The sequence below is a fragment of the Aminobacter niigataensis genome, from assembly GCF_014200015.1.
Lineage (GTDB): Bacteria > Pseudomonadota > Alphaproteobacteria > Rhizobiales > Rhizobiaceae > Aminobacter > Aminobacter niigataensis.
Genome location: NZ_JACHOT010000001.1, coordinates 512,162 through 527,148 on the forward strand (window position 1 = coordinate 512,162; position 14,987 = coordinate 527,148).

At 64.3% G+C, this 14,987-nt stretch carries 15 protein-coding genes and 1 tRNA gene; 7 read left to right on the forward strand and 9 right to left on the reverse strand.

Annotated features, from left to right (window positions below; translation table 11 throughout):
* Positions 1-74: 74 nt before the first annotated feature.
* The 7 genes from GGQ99_RS02560 to GGQ99_RS02590 all read left to right on the forward strand — a co-directional run bounded on the left by GGQ99_RS02560 (position 75) and on the right by GGQ99_RS02590 (position 6,415).
* Positions 75-989: a PhzF family phenazine biosynthesis protein gene (locus GGQ99_RS02560; protein WP_183260478.1), complete on the forward strand. Its 915-nt coding sequence runs from the start codon at positions 75-77 to the stop codon at positions 987-989.
* 102 nt (positions 990-1,091) lie between these two features.
* Positions 1,092-1,167: transfer RNA gene (locus tag GGQ99_RS02565), tRNA-Lys, on the forward strand.
* A gap of 208 nt (positions 1,168-1,375) precedes the next feature.
* Positions 1,376-2,314, forward strand: coding sequence for a glutaminase (locus tag GGQ99_RS02570; RefSeq protein ID WP_183260480.1), 939 nt, complete (start codon positions 1,376-1,378; stop codon positions 2,312-2,314).
* Positions 2,315-2,433: 119 nt separating this feature from the next.
* Positions 2,434-4,422: an AI-2E family transporter gene (locus tag GGQ99_RS02575; protein ID WP_183260481.1), complete on the forward strand. Its 1,989-nt coding sequence runs from the start codon at positions 2,434-2,436 to the stop codon at positions 4,420-4,422.
* Between the two features lie 209 nt (positions 4,423-4,631).
* Positions 4,632-4,904, forward strand: coding sequence for a glycine zipper domain-containing protein (locus tag GGQ99_RS02580; protein ID WP_108609844.1), 273 nt, complete (start codon positions 4,632-4,634; stop codon positions 4,902-4,904).
* A 308-nt stretch (positions 4,905-5,212) separates the two neighbouring features.
* A complete protein-coding gene (locus GGQ99_RS02585; RefSeq protein WP_183260483.1) occupies positions 5,213-5,365 on the forward strand; it encodes a hypothetical protein in 153 nt (50 codons plus the stop codon).
* A 132-nt stretch (positions 5,366-5,497) separates the two neighbouring features.
* Complete coding sequence (locus GGQ99_RS02590; RefSeq protein WP_183260485.1) at positions 5,498-6,415, forward strand: LLM class flavin-dependent oxidoreductase; 918 nt, start codon at positions 5,498-5,500, stop codon at positions 6,413-6,415.
* 18 nt (positions 6,416-6,433) lie between these two features.
* Here the strand turns inward: GGQ99_RS02590 and GGQ99_RS02595 are convergent, their stop codons facing one another.
* The 9 genes from GGQ99_RS02595 to cobA all read right to left on the reverse strand — a co-directional run bounded on the left by GGQ99_RS02595 (position 6,434) and on the right by cobA (position 14,957).
* Entirely contained in the window at positions 6,434-6,883 is a 450-nt protein-coding gene (locus tag GGQ99_RS02595) for an RrF2 family transcriptional regulator (protein ID WP_108607708.1), read from the reverse strand.
* A gap of 172 nt (positions 6,884-7,055) precedes the next feature.
* On the reverse strand, positions 7,056-8,078 hold the full coding sequence (locus tag GGQ99_RS02600; RefSeq protein WP_183260487.1) for a sulfate/molybdate ABC transporter ATP-binding protein: 1,023 nt from the start codon (positions 8,076-8,078) through the stop codon (positions 7,056-7,058).
* On the reverse strand, positions 8,075-8,983 hold the full coding sequence (cysW, locus tag GGQ99_RS02605; RefSeq protein WP_183260489.1) for a sulfate ABC transporter permease subunit CysW: 909 nt from the start codon (positions 8,981-8,983) through the stop codon (positions 8,075-8,077). Before cysW ends, GGQ99_RS02600 begins: the two co-directional genes overlap by 4 nt.
* A 1-nt stretch (position 8,984) precedes the next feature.
* Positions 8,985-9,806, reverse strand: coding sequence for a sulfate ABC transporter permease subunit CysT (gene cysT / locus GGQ99_RS02610; RefSeq protein WP_183260491.1), 822 nt, complete (start codon positions 9,804-9,806; stop codon positions 8,985-8,987).
* Positions 9,807-9,888: 82 nt separating this feature from the next.
* Complete coding sequence (gene cysP, locus GGQ99_RS02615; RefSeq protein ID WP_183260493.1) at positions 9,889-10,875, reverse strand: thiosulfate ABC transporter substrate-binding protein CysP; 987 nt, start codon at positions 10,873-10,875, stop codon at positions 9,889-9,891.
* Between the two features lie 189 nt (positions 10,876-11,064).
* On the reverse strand, positions 11,065-12,075 hold the full coding sequence (gene cobT / locus GGQ99_RS02620) for a nicotinate-nucleotide--dimethylbenzimidazole phosphoribosyltransferase (protein ID WP_183260495.1): 1,011 nt from the start codon (positions 12,073-12,075) through the stop codon (positions 11,065-11,067).
* A 24-nt stretch (positions 12,076-12,099) separates the two neighbouring features.
* Positions 12,100-12,858, reverse strand: coding sequence for an adenosylcobinamide-GDP ribazoletransferase (gene cobS / locus GGQ99_RS02625; protein ID WP_183260498.1), 759 nt, complete (start codon positions 12,856-12,858; stop codon positions 12,100-12,102).
* A gap of 3 nt (positions 12,859-12,861) precedes the next feature.
* A complete protein-coding gene (locus GGQ99_RS02630) occupies positions 12,862-14,175 on the reverse strand; it encodes a cobyrinic acid a,c-diamide synthase CobB (RefSeq protein ID WP_108607715.1) in 1,314 nt (437 codons plus the stop codon).
* Positions 14,172-14,957, reverse strand: a complete 786-nt coding sequence (cobA, locus tag GGQ99_RS02635; RefSeq protein ID WP_108607716.1) for a uroporphyrinogen-III C-methyltransferase — start codon at positions 14,955-14,957, stop codon at positions 14,172-14,174. The genes GGQ99_RS02630 and cobA overlap by 4 nt, the downstream gene beginning before the upstream one ends.
* Between the last annotated feature and the right edge of the window lie 30 nt (positions 14,958-14,987).

The following is a 14,987-nucleotide window of genomic DNA, read 5'->3' on the forward strand; positions in this document are numbered from 1 at the left end:
GATCACAGATCGGCCGTGTTGTCCCGGAATTCAAATTAAATTTCGCTCATGTTGCCGGCGCAGAAGGAGCAAACATGACGATCGGACGCAAGTATTTTATTTACGACGTCTTCACGCAGGACAGACTGGCAGGCAATCCGCTGGCGGTCGTTGTCGATTCGAAGGGGCTCGATTCCGCCGCGATGCAGGCGATAGCCCGGCAATTCAACCTGTCAGAGACGGCGTTCGTGCTGCCACCCGACAATCCCAAGCACAAGGCGCGGGTGCGCATCTTCACGCCCGACTACGAGATGCCCTTTGCCGGGCATCCGACGGTCGGTACGGCCATCGCCTTGTCGGAGATGGGGCAGAGCAGCGATCTGGCCGGCATTTTCGTGCTTGAAGAGAACATCGGCCTGGTGCGTTGCGCCGTCGACAAGGTCGGCAGCGGGCTGTTCGCCGAATTCGACCTGCCCAAGCTGCCACAACAACTGCCACTGTCGGCCGATGCCGAGGCGATCGGTGCAGCACTCGGGCTCGGGCCGCATGAAATCGGCTTCGAGAATCACCGCGTCTCGCTGTGGTCGGCTGGCGTGCCCTACATCACCGTGCCGGTCGCAGACATCAAGGCAGCATCAAGGGTACGGTTCAACAACGAGGCCTGGTTCGAGTTTTCGCCGAAGAAAAGCGAATCCGCGGTGGCCAGCGCCTATGTCTACTGCCGCGAGACGATCGACCATACCAGCGCCTTCCATGCCCGAATGATCGTGCCGGGCAGCCCGTCCTACGAGGATCCGGCTACGGGTTCGGCTGCGGCGGCCTTTGCCGGAGCGATCATGCTGTTCGACAAGCCGACCGACGGCGGGCAGCGATTCTGGATCGAACAGGGAATCGAAATGGGCCGACCGTCGAGAATCAGGCTCGAACTGGACGTATCGGGTGGAAATCTTGTCGCCGCGCGCATCGGCGGGCATGCCGTAAGGACCGCGGAAGGCGTTCTTCTGGTCTGAAGCGAAGGAATTTTTGCCGACTTGAAGAAAAAGCGACCGGTGGGGTGGACAGCGCAAAAGGGCTTGGCTATATGCCGGCCACGGTCGGTTCACCGGTCGTGTGGGTGCGTAGCTCAGTTGGTAGAGCAGCTGACTCTTAATCAGCGGGTCACAGGTTCGATCCCTGTCGCACCCACCAAGTCTTCTCAAAGACTTCCGCTGAATTCTTCATGCAAGACGAGGCGAAATCCTTATGCCGGTTCCCGGCAAGAGGCTGTTTCTTTCCCGAATGCCGTAAACGCAATTCCAGCCTTGTCCGCTGGCGCCGGCAAGCTTGTCTTGCTTTCGCGGAGCGCCGATTGTCGAACACGAGCGCGATTCGGGCCGGGAAGATTTCGGGATAAAAGATGCCTAGTTTGAGAGAGGTCCTCGACGAGATCGTCGCGGAGATGGCCGGACATCCGGACCGCGGCGAGGTCGCATCCTACATTCCGCAACTCGGCAAGGTCGATCCGAACAAGTTCGGCATAGCCGTCACCTTGACCGACGGCGAAGTGTTGGTGGCGGGTGACGCCGACGAGCCTTTCTCTGTCCAGAGCATTTCCAAGGTATTCACGCTGGCGCTGGCCCTGGGGCGTGTCGGCGACACCTTGTGGAAGCGCGTCGGAAGGGAGCCCTCCGGCACGCCCTTCAACTCCATCGTCCAGTTGGAGCGGGAGGAGGGCATTCCGCGCAACCCGTTCATAAATGCCGGGGCAATCGTCGTATCCGACGTGCTCCTGGCCGGGCATCAGCCGCGCGAGGCGATCGGCGAGATCGTGAGTTTCGTACGCTCGCTTGCCGACGACGATTCGATCGTGGTCGATGGCGATGTCGCCAGTTCCGAGCGTGCCACCGGCTACCGCAACTTTGCCCTGGCAAACTACCTCAAGGGTTTTGGCAACCTCAATCACGCGCCGGAATTGACCCTGGGCGTCTATTTCCACCACTGCGCCATCGCGATGAGCTGCCAGCAACTGGCGAATGCGGGCCGTTTCCTGGCAAATGCCGGCCGTATTCCCTCGTCGGGGCACACGGTCATTTCGAGCGAGCGCGCCAAGCGCATCAATGCCCTGATGCTGACCTGCGGCCATTATGACGGTTCTGGCGAATTCGCCTTCCGCGTCGGCATTCCGGGCAAGAGCGGCGTCGGCGGCGGCATCTTGGCGATCGTACCCGGCGTGGCGTCGATTGCTGTCTGGTCGCCGGGATTGAATGCACGCGGCAATTCGATGCTTGGCTCGATCGCCCTGGAGCAACTGACCAAAAGGATGAACTGGTCGATCTTTTCGCCTAAACCGGCCTGACCCACGGTTTGGCTGTTGCGGCGAGGCCTCCGACTAAGGGGTATCTGCGCCTCTGATAAGGGCGAACCTCCAAGGGTAGGTTTGCTGCCCATTGCAAAAGCCGCCGCTCTTCCGCGACTATGGGGTGCGCGTCGTCGGTACGCGGCAACTCAGGGCCAAGGAGATCGCAGGTGGTCGAGGCAATTCCGAAGGGCCGAAGCCTGAGTTCCCGAAACCAGGTTTCGCTGCAGCCCAATTCCCGGACGGCCCTGCCGACCTTTGCCGCGACGGCCGCCGTCGTCGCAATCCTCTACTTCGCCCGCGACGTGTTCCTGCCGCTGGCGATCGCCGTGCTGCTGACATTCGCCCTGGCGCCGATCGTCGCCTGGCTGAGGCGGATCGGCGTTCCCAGGCTGGTCTCGGTGATCGCCTGCGTCCTGGCCGCGTTCGGGCTGGTCGCCGTGTTCAGCTTCGTGGTGGTTTCCCAGGTCGGCGAGGTTGCCCGGAACGTTCCGACCTATCAGGCCAACATCCTGGAAAAGGTGCGCTCGCTCAAGGAAAGCGGCAGCGGGGGCGGGATCATCGACAGGCTGAGCGGCGTCATCGAGCGCGTCGGCCAGGAGCTCGACAAGCCGGAATCGGTGACAGTGCCAGCGGCGCAGCCATCGCGGCCGGACCCGTTGCTGGTCGAGATCTTCACGCCGCAGAGGCCGATCGAGACGCTGAAGAACCTGATCGGACCGCTGATCGGACCACTCGCCACGGCTGGCCTGGTCATCGTGGTCGTCATCTTCATGCTTCTCGAGCGCGAGGACCTGCGCGACCGGTTCATCCGCCTTGTCGGCTATGGCGACCTGCACCGAACGACCGAAGCACTGCAGGATGCCGGCCGAAGGGTGGGGCAGTACCTGTTGATGCAACTGGTGGTGAATGTCGCCTATGGCGTCCCCATCGGCATGGGCCTGTGGCTGCTGGGCATACCGAACGCGATCCTGTGGGGCCTGTTGGCCATCGTGCTGCGCTTTGTGCCCTATATCGGCCCGGCAATAGCGATGATCCTGCCGTTGTTCCTGGCGCTCGCCGTGGCGCCCGGCTGGTCGCTGGTGCTGTGGGCGGCAGCGCTGTTCATCGCGATGGAACTGGTCATCAACAACGTCATCGAGCCTTGGCTGTACGGCTCGCGGACCGGACTCTCGCCGCTCGCCATCATCGTTGCCGCGATCTTCTGGACCTGGCTGTGGGGGCCGGTGGGCCTGGTGCTGTCGACGCCGCTGACGGTGTGTCTTGTGGTACTCGGCAAACATGTACCGCAGTTCGAGTTCCTGGAGGTGCTGTTCGGCAACGAACCGGTGCTCGATCCCAAGGAGCGTCTGTACCAGCGCCTGCTGGCGGGCGACCCGGACGAGGCGACCGATCATGCCGAAGAGATGCTGGAGTCCGAATATCTGGTCGACTTCTACGGCAAGGTGGCAATCCCCGCTTTGCTGCTGGGCGAACTGGACCGGGCGCGAGGTGCCCTGACCGACGAACAGCGGACACGGGTTGCGGCAAGTGCCGTGACGCTGGTGGCCAATTTGAACGAGATCGCCGACGAAGAGGCCGATGAAGAGGACGACGCGACCGAAGACGCTGCGCAGGACGATGACGCGCAGGAGGAGGAACTGCCGGATGGAGCCGGCAAGACGGTTTTGTGCATTGGCGGTCGTGGCGACCTCGACAATGCGGCCGCGGCGATGCTGGCGCAGGTGCTGACGGTGCAGGGAGCAACTGCCTCGACGGCGAGCCACGCCGACGTGGAGCCGTCCAGCATCAGGAGCCTGCCACTGGAGGGCGTCCAGACAGCCGTGGTGGGGTTCCTGAATGCCGATTCCCTGAACCACGGCCGTTTCCTGGTGCGACGCCTGAAGCGCGCTAGGCCATCGCTCAGGGTGGGCGTCGTCTTGTGGACCGACACCGCCGCTGGGGATGCCGGGAAACTCGCAGGCGACCTGAATGCCGATTTCGCGGCCTTCGGCATGACCGGTGCCGCAATCGGCGCATTGACCGATGCGCCCGCAGTTCCCCTCAAGGCTGCCAAAAGAAAGGTTCGCCGTCCGTCGCAGGCCGGTCGGAAGAGCAAGGCTGCCTAGGTCGGCAGGTTCGATGAACCGGAACAGGCCGACGTCGAGGCCTTGGGTGGGTGGTTGGCTACGTCGCCCGATTGCTGCCGCAGTGCGTGTGCATCTCAGGAGTTGAAGGGATTCGAGCGATCCGCCGTCCAGAAGGCGATGGATCGATTCTGCTCGTTGCGCATTGTTAGATTCGGACGGGCGTTTAAACCTTTTTCGGAGTGATGTTGATGAAGAAACTGCTCTCGTGTCTGGCACTGCTGGTGACGCTGGCGGCATGCTCGCAGACGGAACAGGGTGCCGCGATCGGCGGTCTCGGCGGCGCGGCGATCGGCAGTGCGGTCGCCGCACCCGGAAATCGCGCGGAAGGCGCGCTTGTCGGCGGTGCCGTGGGTGCCGTCGCCGGTGCCCTGATCGGCCGGGCGAATGAGCCGAATCGTTGCCGCTATCGCGACCGCTATGGCCGCACCTATCTCGCAGCGTGCCCGCGCGGTTATTACTGAGCCGGCTATCTTGAATACGATGTCCTGAGGGTGCTGATGCGCCCTCGGGACATTCTTTCTTGCAGGAGTCGTGCGGCCCATTCGGGCGCGCAGGCAACGGCGTGGCGCTTCTATCCAATTGTAATTGTTTGTTTTTCCCCGAAGGATCGATGTCCTCGGGCTCCCTCGGTTGCCGGTCCGGAGAACTCCGAGGGGAAAATATGCTCTCTCCGGCGGAGTTGTCGGCAAAGCCGTTCCACAATCTTGCCAAAATTAGCAATCGACAAAGTCTATTAGTTTTATAGACTAAGGGCATGATGGAGATTGCGATGGCACAGACCCAGTATCTCTCGAACGGCCGCATTGCGCAGGCTGCGGCTTCGACCGTACGGCCTGGAGCATTGGCCAGGCTCGGCTCCTACCTCGTCTTTGCGGTTTCGTTCGGCTTCACCGCAGCCGTTGTGGTCGGCCTGGTCCACTAGGCCTTTCCCAAATGGGCGCCCGGGGGCGGTGCCATTTCCTTTCAACCCAGATGATGAAGGTTTTCCCGAGTAGCGCGTGAACCGGCGCGGGCGGCGCCAAAGACTGTTCCTGACAAGATGAAGGAGTTTGCAATGCAGATCGACTTCACCCATTGCCCGGGCGGCGTTGCCGACAAGGACGAACTTCACACTTCCTTCTTTTCCGACACGGCACTGGCCGTACAGAGGCTGCGGCAGCTTGAAAAGGCGAGCTTCAGCCGCGTGTTGATCGACGATGCCGGCGGGCTGCTCGCCAACATGGATCTGGCGTCGCTGACGTTGCGCAGCACGCAATCGATCGGCGTCCTGGTGTCCCACTGGCCGGGCATTGTCGCGCCTGTGGTGGCAGCACGGCAATTCGCGGCTCTCGATCAGCTTGGCGCTGGCCGACTGGCGCTACGCGTGCCGCCGAGCCGCGACCTGCGCGAGACGAATGACGATAGCGGCCTGGTCGCCACGCTGGGGCGGACGGACGAGTACCTGACGCTGCTCAAGCGACTCTGGAGCAATGCACAACCCTTCGAGCATGAGGGCTTGTTCTATCGCATCCATGGCGGCTTCGTGCCGATGAAAGCCGCCGACGGCGCCGATATTTCGCTGCAACTCGGCGGATTGTCGGGCACTGCGCTCAAGGTCGCTGGCCGGCATGCCAACCAGTTCGAGCTGCCGGTCGGCAGCTTCGACGATACGCGACGGCTGATCGAACGCGTCAAGGCGGCAGCGGAGCCATTCGGCCGGGCGCAGCGCATCCGCTTTTCTCTGCCGGTGCTTGTTGGAGAAGGCGAACAGGCCTGGCAACTCGGCGGTGCATCGGAAAGGGCCGTCGCTGCGCTGGCCGGCTTCGTCGAACTCGGCGTCACCGACTTCATCGTTCACGGCTTGGACGATGCCGACGCGATCGCAGCGTTCGGACGCGAGGTGATCGCCGTGGTGCGCAAGGCATTCAGACGGCATGAGCCGACGGTCGCGCAGCGACGGAACCAGAAGGTGGTGCTTCGCCAGGTCGTGTGAAGTCGTATGCATCACGCCTCAGGCGTGATGCATAGCCTCAGCCAGGATGTCGTCATTGGCGGCATCCCGGACCTGCGCGAGGCTGCGGTTGTCGAGCACGCCGGCAATGGCCTGGCGTACTTCGAGCATCATGTGCCTGATCTGGCAGGTCGCCTCGTCGCAGTCGTCGCAAGGCTGGTACTGGGTGCGGCTGGCGCAGGGGATGGGCGCCAAGGGCCCGTCGAGCACGCGCACGACATGGCCGATCTTGATCTCCGACGCCGGCTTGGCGAGCCGGTAGCCGCCGTCCTTGCCCTTGCGGCTCTGGACGAAGCCGGCATTGCGCAGCTCGCCCAGGATGGCGTCGAGGAACTTTTTCGGGATCTTGTTGGCGGTGGCTATGTCGCCGACGAAGGCGAGCTGGCCTGCGGGGAGTTGGGACAGATGGACGAGGGCCTTGAGCCCGTATTTGCCTTTTTTAGTCAGCATGGCGAACGCGTGTCATCGGCTTCCGCTGCCTGTCGCAGCATGAGGTTGCATGCCGAGGATAACGATTCGTCCCCATCGCATTCCGGCTCTCCTCAGAGATAAATTCCAGCGACTTGATATACAAGCCGAAACGCGTTGATTTTCCGTAAGTTTCGCGTGTTTTGGGCCAGAATCAGGCTGCGGCGTAGACCCTGGCCCGTTCGATGGTGATCACGCCCTTCTGCTGGGCACTGACCACCGTCTCCGGGGCGACGTCGAGCTCCACCGCTTCGCCTGTTGCCGTCAGCGCCAGGATGCGCCGTCCCGCCGGCCTGTCGATGACACGGGCGACGGTTGCCGCGATGCCTTCGCCCGCATGGCTCCAGCCGAGATCGCTGGGGCGCAGGAAGATCTCGACCGGCCCGTCGGCAAAACCGGGGGCAGGAATTTTAGCGTCGCCAAGGCGGGCGACGCCGCCGGAGACCGCGGCGGAGAAGCGGTTGGTGTCGCCCAGGAAGTTCATGACGAAGGCCGATGCCGGGTTGCGGCAGACCTCCTCGGGCGTGCCTTGCTGGACGATACGGCCCTTGTCGAGGATGACGACGCGGTCGGCGAGATCGAGCGCCTCTTCCTGGTCGTGAGTGACGAACAGCGTGGTGATGCCGAGTTCCTGGTGGATCTCGCGCAGCCAGCGGCGCAGGTCGCGGCGGACATTGGCATCGAGTGCGCCGAACGGCTCGTCGAGCAGCAGAACCTTGGGGTCTACGGCAAGCGCGCGGGCAAGCGCGACACGCTGGCGCTGGCCGCCGGAGATCTGGCCGGGGAAGCGCTGACCCAGGCCATCGAGCTGGACGAGGCGCAAAAGTTCGGTGACGCGCGTGTCGATGGCGGCCTTGTCGCGGCGGACCTTCGATACCTTCATGCCGAAAGCGATGTTTTCGGCCACCGTCATGTGCGGGAACAGCGCGTAGTGCTGGAAGACGAAACCGACGCTACGGTCGCGCACCGGAATGTCGGTGGCATCTTCCGCGCCGAAATAGATGTGGCCGGCATCGGCATATTCGAGGCCGGCGACCATGCGCAGGATGGTGGTCTTGCCCGAGCCGGACGGCCCGAGCAGGGCTACCAGTTCGCCGCTTTCGATCTCCAGCGACACGCCATGGACGGCACGGAAGGTCTCGAAGGTCTTCATGACATTGTCGAGGCGGATTTTCATGACGAAACCTCAGCGGAAGCGGTTTTGGGGGCGGCACGTGGTGCGGCGAGGGCCGGGCTGCGGCGCGCGCGCCCGGCACCCTGGCGTTCAAGCAGGACCTTCGCCACCAGCGTGACGACGGCAAGCAGCGCCAGAATGGAGGCGGCGGCAAAGGCGCCGGCGGTCTGGTAGTCGTGGTAGAGCAGTTCGATGTGCAGCGGCAGCGTGTTGGTCTGACCGCGGATGTTGCCCGAGACGACCGAGACAGCACCGAATTCGCCCATGACGCGGGCATTGCACAGCACCACGCCGTAGAGCAGCGCCCAGCGGATGTTGGGCAGAGTGACCGAGAAGAAGGTGCGCCAGCCCGAAGCGCCGAGCGAGGTGGCGGCCTCCTCGAGGTCGCGTCCCTGTGCCTGCATCAGCGGGATCAGTTCGCGGGCAACGAAGGGCGCGGTGACGAACATCGAGGCGAGCACGATGCCGGGCAGGGCGAACAGGATCTTGATGTCGGCCGATTCAAGCGCCGGGCCGAACAGGCCCTGCAGTCCGTAGACGAAGAGATAGGCGACGCCGGCGACGATGGGCGAGATCGAGAACGGGATCTCGATGACGACGAGCAGGAAGCGGCGGCCCCAGAAGTCGAATTTTGTGATCGCCCAGGCGGCAGCGACGCCGAAGGCTGTGTTGATCGGCACGGCGATGAGCGCGGTGACCACCGTCAGCCCGATGGCGTGCAGCGTATCGGGATGGGCGATCGCCGCGGCGTAGACCTGCAGTCCCTGCGAAAAGGCCTGGTAGCCGATGATGGCCAATGGCGCGATGATGACGATGGCCACCAGCGACAACACGATGCCGATCAGGGCACGGCGGAAGGCTGGAGCGTCGCCGACGCGGGGCGGGCGGCCATTGACATGAGCGCTCATCTCAGCCCCTCGCCGTGTAGCGCAGGGCGCGTGCCTGCAGGATGTTGGTGACGGCCAGCATCAGGAAGGCGGCGATGAGCAGCACCGAGGCTATGGCTGCCGCAGCCTGGTAGTCGTATTCCTCGAGCCGGATGAAGGTGAGCAGTGCGGTGATCTCGGTGGACATCGGCTGGTTGCCGGCAATGAAGATGATGGCGCCGAACTCGCCGAGGCTGCGGGCGAAGGACAACGACAGGCCGGCGAGCAAGGCGGGCGCCAGAAGCGGCAGGATGACACGCAGGAAGATCGAGCGGTCGCTGCCGCCAAGCGTCTGAGCGGCTTCCTCCAGGGCTGGGTCCAGGTCCTCCAGCACCGGCTGCACCGTGCGCACGATGAAGGGCAGGCTGGTGAAGGCCATGGCGACCATGATGCCGAGCGGCGTATAGGCGACCTTGATGCCGGCCTGGGCGAGCACCGAGCCGAACCAGCCGTTTTCGGCAAACAGAGTGGTCAGCGCGATACCGGCGACGGCTGTCGGCAATGCAAAGGGCAGGTCGACGAGCGCGTCGATGAAGCGGCGGCCGGGAAAGCGGTAGCGCACCAGCACCCAGGCGAGCGCCATGCCGAAGACGAGGTTGAAGACGGTTGCTGCAAGTGCCGAAAGTGCCGTGACGCGGTAACTGGCGACGGCGCGCGGCGAGGAGACGATGCGCCAATAGTCCTCGAAACCGAGGCTGGCCGCCTTGAAGACCAGCGCGCCGAGCGGCAGCACGACGATGATCGAGACGTAGACGAGGGTTATCCCCAGCGCCAGGGGGAACCCTGGCAGAATGCGGCGCGCCACTGAAATGCCTTCCTGGATACGTCAATGCGGAAAGCCGGCATCGACCGGCTTTCCAATTCTCAACAGCAATGGGGGCTTGCGGTCAACGCTCGCCGTAGATCTCTTCGAGAAGGCCGCCCGAACCGAAATGTTCCTTCTGGACCTTGTCCCAGCCGCCGAAGACGTCCTCGACGGTGACGAGGCGAACCTCGGGGAACTGTTCCTTGAATTCGGCAGCGACCGACGGCTCGTGGACGCGGTTGCCGTGCTCGGCGGCAATGCGCTGGCCTTCCGGTGTGTAGATGAAATCGAGATAGGACTTGGCGAGATCGCGCGAGCCGCGCTTGTCGACCACCTTGTCGACGATGGCGACCGGGAATTCGGCGAGCAGGCTGACCGAGGGGATGACGCTCTCGACCTTGTCTGCGCCGTATTCCCTGGCGATCGAGCGGGTTTCGGCTTCGAAAGTGATCAGAACGTCGCCGATGTTGCGCTCGACGAAGGTGGTGGTGGCGGCGCGGCCGCCGGTGTCGAACACCGGCACGTTGTCGAACAGTTTTGTCACGAACTCCTTCACCTTGGCCTCGTCGCCCTTGAAGACTTCCTTGGCATAGGCGGTTGCCGCGAGATAGGTGTAGCGCGCATTGCCAGAGGTCTTGGGGTTGGGGAAGATCACCTTGACGTCGTCGCGGACGAGATCGGACCAGTCCTTGATGCCCTTGGGGTTGCCGGCGCGGACGAGGAAGGACGGTAGCGAATAGAAGGGTGAGGCCTGGTTGGCGAAATCCTGCTTCCAGTCGTCGGAAACGAAGCCGTTCTTGACCAGGAATTCGATGTCGGTGACCTGGTTGAAGGTGACGATGTCGGCTTCAAGACCCTCGACGATGGCGCGCGCCTGCTTGGAGGTGCCGGCATGTGACTGGTCGACGGTGATACCGGCATTCTTGGCGATGAACGCAGCGTTCTCGGCGGCGAACAGTTCACGGGCGACGTCGTAGGAGGCGTTGAGCAGCTTGTCGGCGGCGGAAGCCTGCAGCGGGCCGGCGAGGATCGCGGCCAGCGCTGCACCGACGAGAAGGAAACGTTTCATGGGGCATTCTCCTGAGACAAGCGGCAAATTGCTGAAGTAGGCCGCAAGATAGTCGGGAGGCTGTGCCAGGAGGAGGCAGAGGCTGGTTGCCTCTGCGTGCGTGGTGAGAATTTTCTTCTATCTTGCACTCAATCGAAGAAATCGTTTTCCGAAGCCAAGTTTTTGAACCGTTGCTAGGGGAATGGCCGACTATTTGTCGGTGACGCCGGCCTCGGCGAAGCTCGCCATACGGGCATGGCATTCGAGGGCAGAGCGAACAATGTTGACGGCAAGGCAAGCGCCGGAGCCTTCACCCAACCGCATGCCGAGATCGAGCAGCGGTGCGAGCTTCAGCGCTTCGAGAAGCTGGCGGTGGCCCGCCTCAGCAGAGACATGGGCGGAGAGCGTGTGGGCGAGGCCTTCGGGGTGAAGTTTCGCCAATGGCGCAGCGGCGGCCGTGACGACAAAACCGTCGAGCAGCACCGGAACGTTGCGATGCCTTGCGGCGAGCGTGGCGCCGAGGATGGCGGCGAGTTCGCGGCCGCCGAGATTGGCGGCGACGGCCAGCGGATCTGCAAGGGTGGCTGCGTGACGGGCGAGGCCGGCATCGATGGCGGCAAATTTCCGCGACAGGCCCGAATCGTCGACGCCGGTGCCGCGGCCGGCCCAGTCGCGCCCGGTGCCGCCGAACAAGCCCGCGGCGATAGCTGCAGCCGGGGTGGTGTTGCCGATGCCCATCTCGCCGAAGCAGATCAGGTCGAGGTCCTCGTCGACCGATTCATAGCCCGTGGACACGGCGGCGAGGAACTCTGCTTCGTTCATCGCCACGGTCTGAGTGAAGTCGCCGGTGGGGTGGTTGAGGTCGAGCGGGATCACCGAAAGCTCTGCGCCGGCAAGGCGGGCGAGTTGGTTGATGGCAGCCCCGCCACCGGCGAAATTTGCCACCATCTGCACCGTAACCTCCGAGGGGTAGGCCGACACGCCTTGCGCGGTAACGCCGTGATTGCCGGCGAAGACGATGACCTTGACACGATCGAGCCTGGGCATGTCGCGGCCTTGCCAGCGCGCCAGCCAGGCGGCGATGGATTCGAGCTTGCCGAGGCTGCCGCGTGGCTTGGTCAACGTGTCCTGGCGACGCGAGACGGCGTCGGCGGCGGGGTCGCTGCCGACCGGAAGATCGAGGCAGACTGCACGCAATTCATCAAGCGATTTGAAGGCCATGGCTGCGAATACTCCAGAACTGAATCATGCGAGGATGGCGGATGCGGCGAAGAGGAGTGTGATCTCGGCAAGTTGCTGCAGGGCGCCGATGGTGTCGCCGCTCTGGCCGCCGATCTGGGCGAGGCAGAGTTTCCGAAATGCGACAAACAGCAACACGAGGCAGAGCGCCGCAACGACGGCACCCTTGAGCCCGAGCAGCAGCAGCGCCACAGCGCCGATAGCGAGCGCCGTCAGGACAACGTTGTCGGACACGGTGCCGACACCGGCCGACAGGCCGTCGATGCGCGCTTGCGGCAACATCTGCATGAAAGCCGGGATCAGCGCTCGCGAAGCGATGTGGGCGACGACCAGGCCGACAAGCACGTGGCCGGGCGAAGCCAGATCGGCAATCGCGCTCCAGCGCGCGAGTATCGACAGTGCCAGGGCGCAGGCGCCATAGGTGCCGATGCGGCTGTCGCGCATGATCTCGAGTTTTTTCTCACGCGTTCGCCCGCCGCCGAAACCGTCGGCGGTATCCGACAGGCCGTCCTCATGCAGGCAACCCGTGACCAGCATAGCGGCCGCCAGGGCGAGGGCCGCGGCGAGGTTGGGCGAAAGTCCAAGCAACGTGGCTATGGCGTAGGCGGCCCAGGCAACAACAGCCACGACCAGCCCGACCAGTGGCGCCGTCCAGATGGCGTCGGCGAGCGACCGGTCCTTGACCTCGAAATGCCGCAGCGGCAGGCGCGTGAAAAAGACGAGGCCGAGGCGTATGTCGTCGAAGATGCGGCTCGACGCATTCATCGCTCAGCCCTTCGCAATGGCGTGGAAGAAGGTGCCGGTGACATGGCCGCGTCGGCCGCCGAAGCTGCCGAGCGGATTGCCCTGGCCATCTGATATCTCGCCCAGCGGCGTGTCGTCGCCACGCTCGATGGTCTGGGCGTAGTGGAACTCGTGGCCACGGATGACGCTGCCTTCGGCTCCAAGCGGGCAGGGAGCCGCAAGCCGTGCCTGGCGGTAACCGAGGTTCATCTTGCGCCTGGCGAAGCTGGTGGCATGGCCGAGCAGGCCGAGCATTTCGTGGGTGACGCCGTCGGCGTCCTCGATGGAGCGGCCGAGCACCATGAACCCGCCGCACTCGCCATGGACCGGCTTGGTTTCGCCGAAACGACGGGTGCCCGCAAGGAAGTTTGCGGCAGCCGCGAGGCGGCCGGGATGCAGCTCGGGATAGCCGCCCGGCAGCCAGCAGACATCGCAGGTGGTGTCGGGCGCCTGGTCGGCGAGCGGCGAGAACGGCACAAGCTCTGCCCCCTTGGTGCGCCAGTGGGCGGCGACATGCGGGTAGAGGAAGGTGAAGGCGGCGTCCCGGGCAAGGGCGATGCGCTGTCCCGGTGGCGGCAAGGCGGAGGATTGGTCGCCAGCCGTGGGCGCCAGCGGTGTCGCCAGCTCGATGATGGCGTCGAGGTCGAGCGATCGCTCGACCATGTCGGCGAGCCTGTTGATATGGGCGAAGAGGTCGGCGTGTTCCTCGGCCTGGACCAAGCCAAGATGGCGTTCGGGGATGGACAGCGTCGGGTCGCGCAGAATGCCCCCGACGACGGGCAGGCCGAGCGCTTCGATGGCGTCGCCGGCAAGCTTGCGGTGACGGTCACTGCCGAGCCTGTTGAGCACCACGCCGGCGATACGAACGTCGGGGTCATAGGTGGCAAAACCCTTGGCGATGGCCGCCGATGTCTGCGACTGGCCTGAAACGTCGAGCACCAGTAGCACCGGCAGGCCGTAGAGCCGGGCCAGGTCGGCGGCGGCGCCGGAGCGGCCTTTCTCGGCTGGGATGCCGTCAAACAGACCCATGGCGCTTTCGACGATGACCAGATCGGTGTCGCTTGCCGCGTCCGCTGCGAGGCGGTTGAGCAGCGACGGCGGCATCGCCCAGCTGTCGAGATTGACCCCGGGCAGGCCGGTGGCCGCTTTGTGGAAGCCGGGATCGATGTAATCAGGGCCGGATTTCGCGCCGCGAACGCGCAGGCCGCGGCGGGCAAGTGCGCGCAGCAGGCCGATGGTGACGCTGGTCTTGCCCGAGCCGGAGCGCGGCGCGCCGATGATTAGCCCACGCGCCGTCATTTTTGCCCCAAAAGTTCAGCGCGCAGCGAAACGATGCCGCCGACAACGATGAGGGCGGGCGAAATTACCTTTTCGCGCTCGGCGGTGGCAACCAGCGTGCCGAGCGTCGCGGTGATCGTGCGTTCCTCGGGCGTCGAGGCGTTCTCGACGAATGCGGCCGGCGTGTCCGCCAACAGTCCGCCGCGCAGAAGCTCGGCGACTGTTTCGGGCATGTGCGTCAGACCCATATAGATGACGATGGGCTGGCCAGTGCGGGCAAGGGCTGCCCAGTCGGGCCGGTCGTCGCTGACAGCCGCAAAGCCCGTGGCCAGGATGATCGCGCCGTTGACGCCGCGCATGGTCGCGGGAATGCCGGCCGAGGACAGGCCGCCGAAGGCCGAGGTGATGCCCGAGAGCACACGCCAGGGAATGTTCTCGCGGGTCAGAACCAGCGCTTCCTCGGCACCACGCCCGAAGACGAAGGGATGGCCGCCCTTGAGCCGCACGACCTTGCGGCCCTCGCGCGCCAGCTTCACAAGCAGCGCGTTGATGTCGCCCTGCGGGATCGACAGCCGGCCGCCGCGCTTGCCGACGAAGAACTTTTCGGCCTGCTCGGCAACCGCGACGATCTCGGGCGACACCAGCGCATCATGCACCAACGCATCGGCCTGCGCGAGCGCCGAGAGCACATCGAGCGTCAGCAGGCCCGGGTCTCCCGGCCCAGCGCCCGCAAGCCAGACTTGGCCGGGCTCAAGCACGCGCTGCTTGTAGTTCAAACGTGCGATAGCGTTTTCGAGTGTCATGCGTGTCGCTTTCGCCGATGACGCACAGGC

Excerpts from the sequence above, each read along its gene's own strand:
- cysW (WP_183260489.1), bottom strand. The coding sequence starts at position 8,983 with ATGAGCGCTCATGTCAATGGCCGCCCGCCCCGCGTCGGCGACGCTCCA.
- GGQ99_RS02590 (WP_183260485.1), top strand. The coding sequence starts at position 5,498 with ATGCAGATCGACTTCACCCATTGCCCGGGCGGCGTTGCCGACAAGGAC.
- cobS (WP_183260498.1), bottom strand. The coding sequence starts at position 12,858 with ATGAATGCGTCGAGCCGCATCTTCGACGACATACGCCTCGGCCTCGTC.
- GGQ99_RS02600 (WP_183260487.1), bottom strand. The coding sequence starts at position 8,078 with ATGAAAATCCGCCTCGACAATGTCATGAAGACCTTCGAGACCTTCCGT.
- GGQ99_RS02585 (WP_183260483.1), top strand. The coding sequence starts at position 5,213 with ATGGCACAGACCCAGTATCTCTCGAACGGCCGCATTGCGCAGGCTGCG.
- cobT (WP_183260495.1), bottom strand. The coding sequence starts at position 12,075 with ATGGCCTTCAAATCGCTTGATGAATTGCGTGCAGTCTGCCTCGATCTT.
- GGQ99_RS02570 (WP_183260480.1), top strand. The coding sequence starts at position 1,376 with ATGCCTAGTTTGAGAGAGGTCCTCGACGAGATCGTCGCGGAGATGGCC.
- cobA (WP_108607716.1), bottom strand. The coding sequence starts at position 14,957 with ATGACACTCGAAAACGCTATCGCACGTTTGAACTACAAGCAGCGCGTG.
- GGQ99_RS02580 (WP_108609844.1), top strand. The coding sequence starts at position 4,632 with ATGAAGAAACTGCTCTCGTGTCTGGCACTGCTGGTGACGCTGGCGGCA.
- GGQ99_RS02560 (WP_183260478.1), top strand. The coding sequence starts at position 75 with ATGACGATCGGACGCAAGTATTTTATTTACGACGTCTTCACGCAGGAC.
- GGQ99_RS02595 (WP_108607708.1), bottom strand. The coding sequence starts at position 6,883 with ATGCTGACTAAAAAAGGCAAATACGGGCTCAAGGCCCTCGTCCATCTG.
- GGQ99_RS02630 (WP_108607715.1), bottom strand. The coding sequence starts at position 14,175 with ATGACGGCGCGTGGGCTAATCATCGGCGCGCCGCGCTCCGGCTCGGGC.
- GGQ99_RS02575 (WP_183260481.1), top strand. The coding sequence starts at position 2,434 with ATGGGGTGCGCGTCGTCGGTACGCGGCAACTCAGGGCCAAGGAGATCG.
- cysP (WP_183260493.1), bottom strand. The coding sequence starts at position 10,875 with ATGAAACGTTTCCTTCTCGTCGGTGCAGCGCTGGCCGCGATCCTCGCC.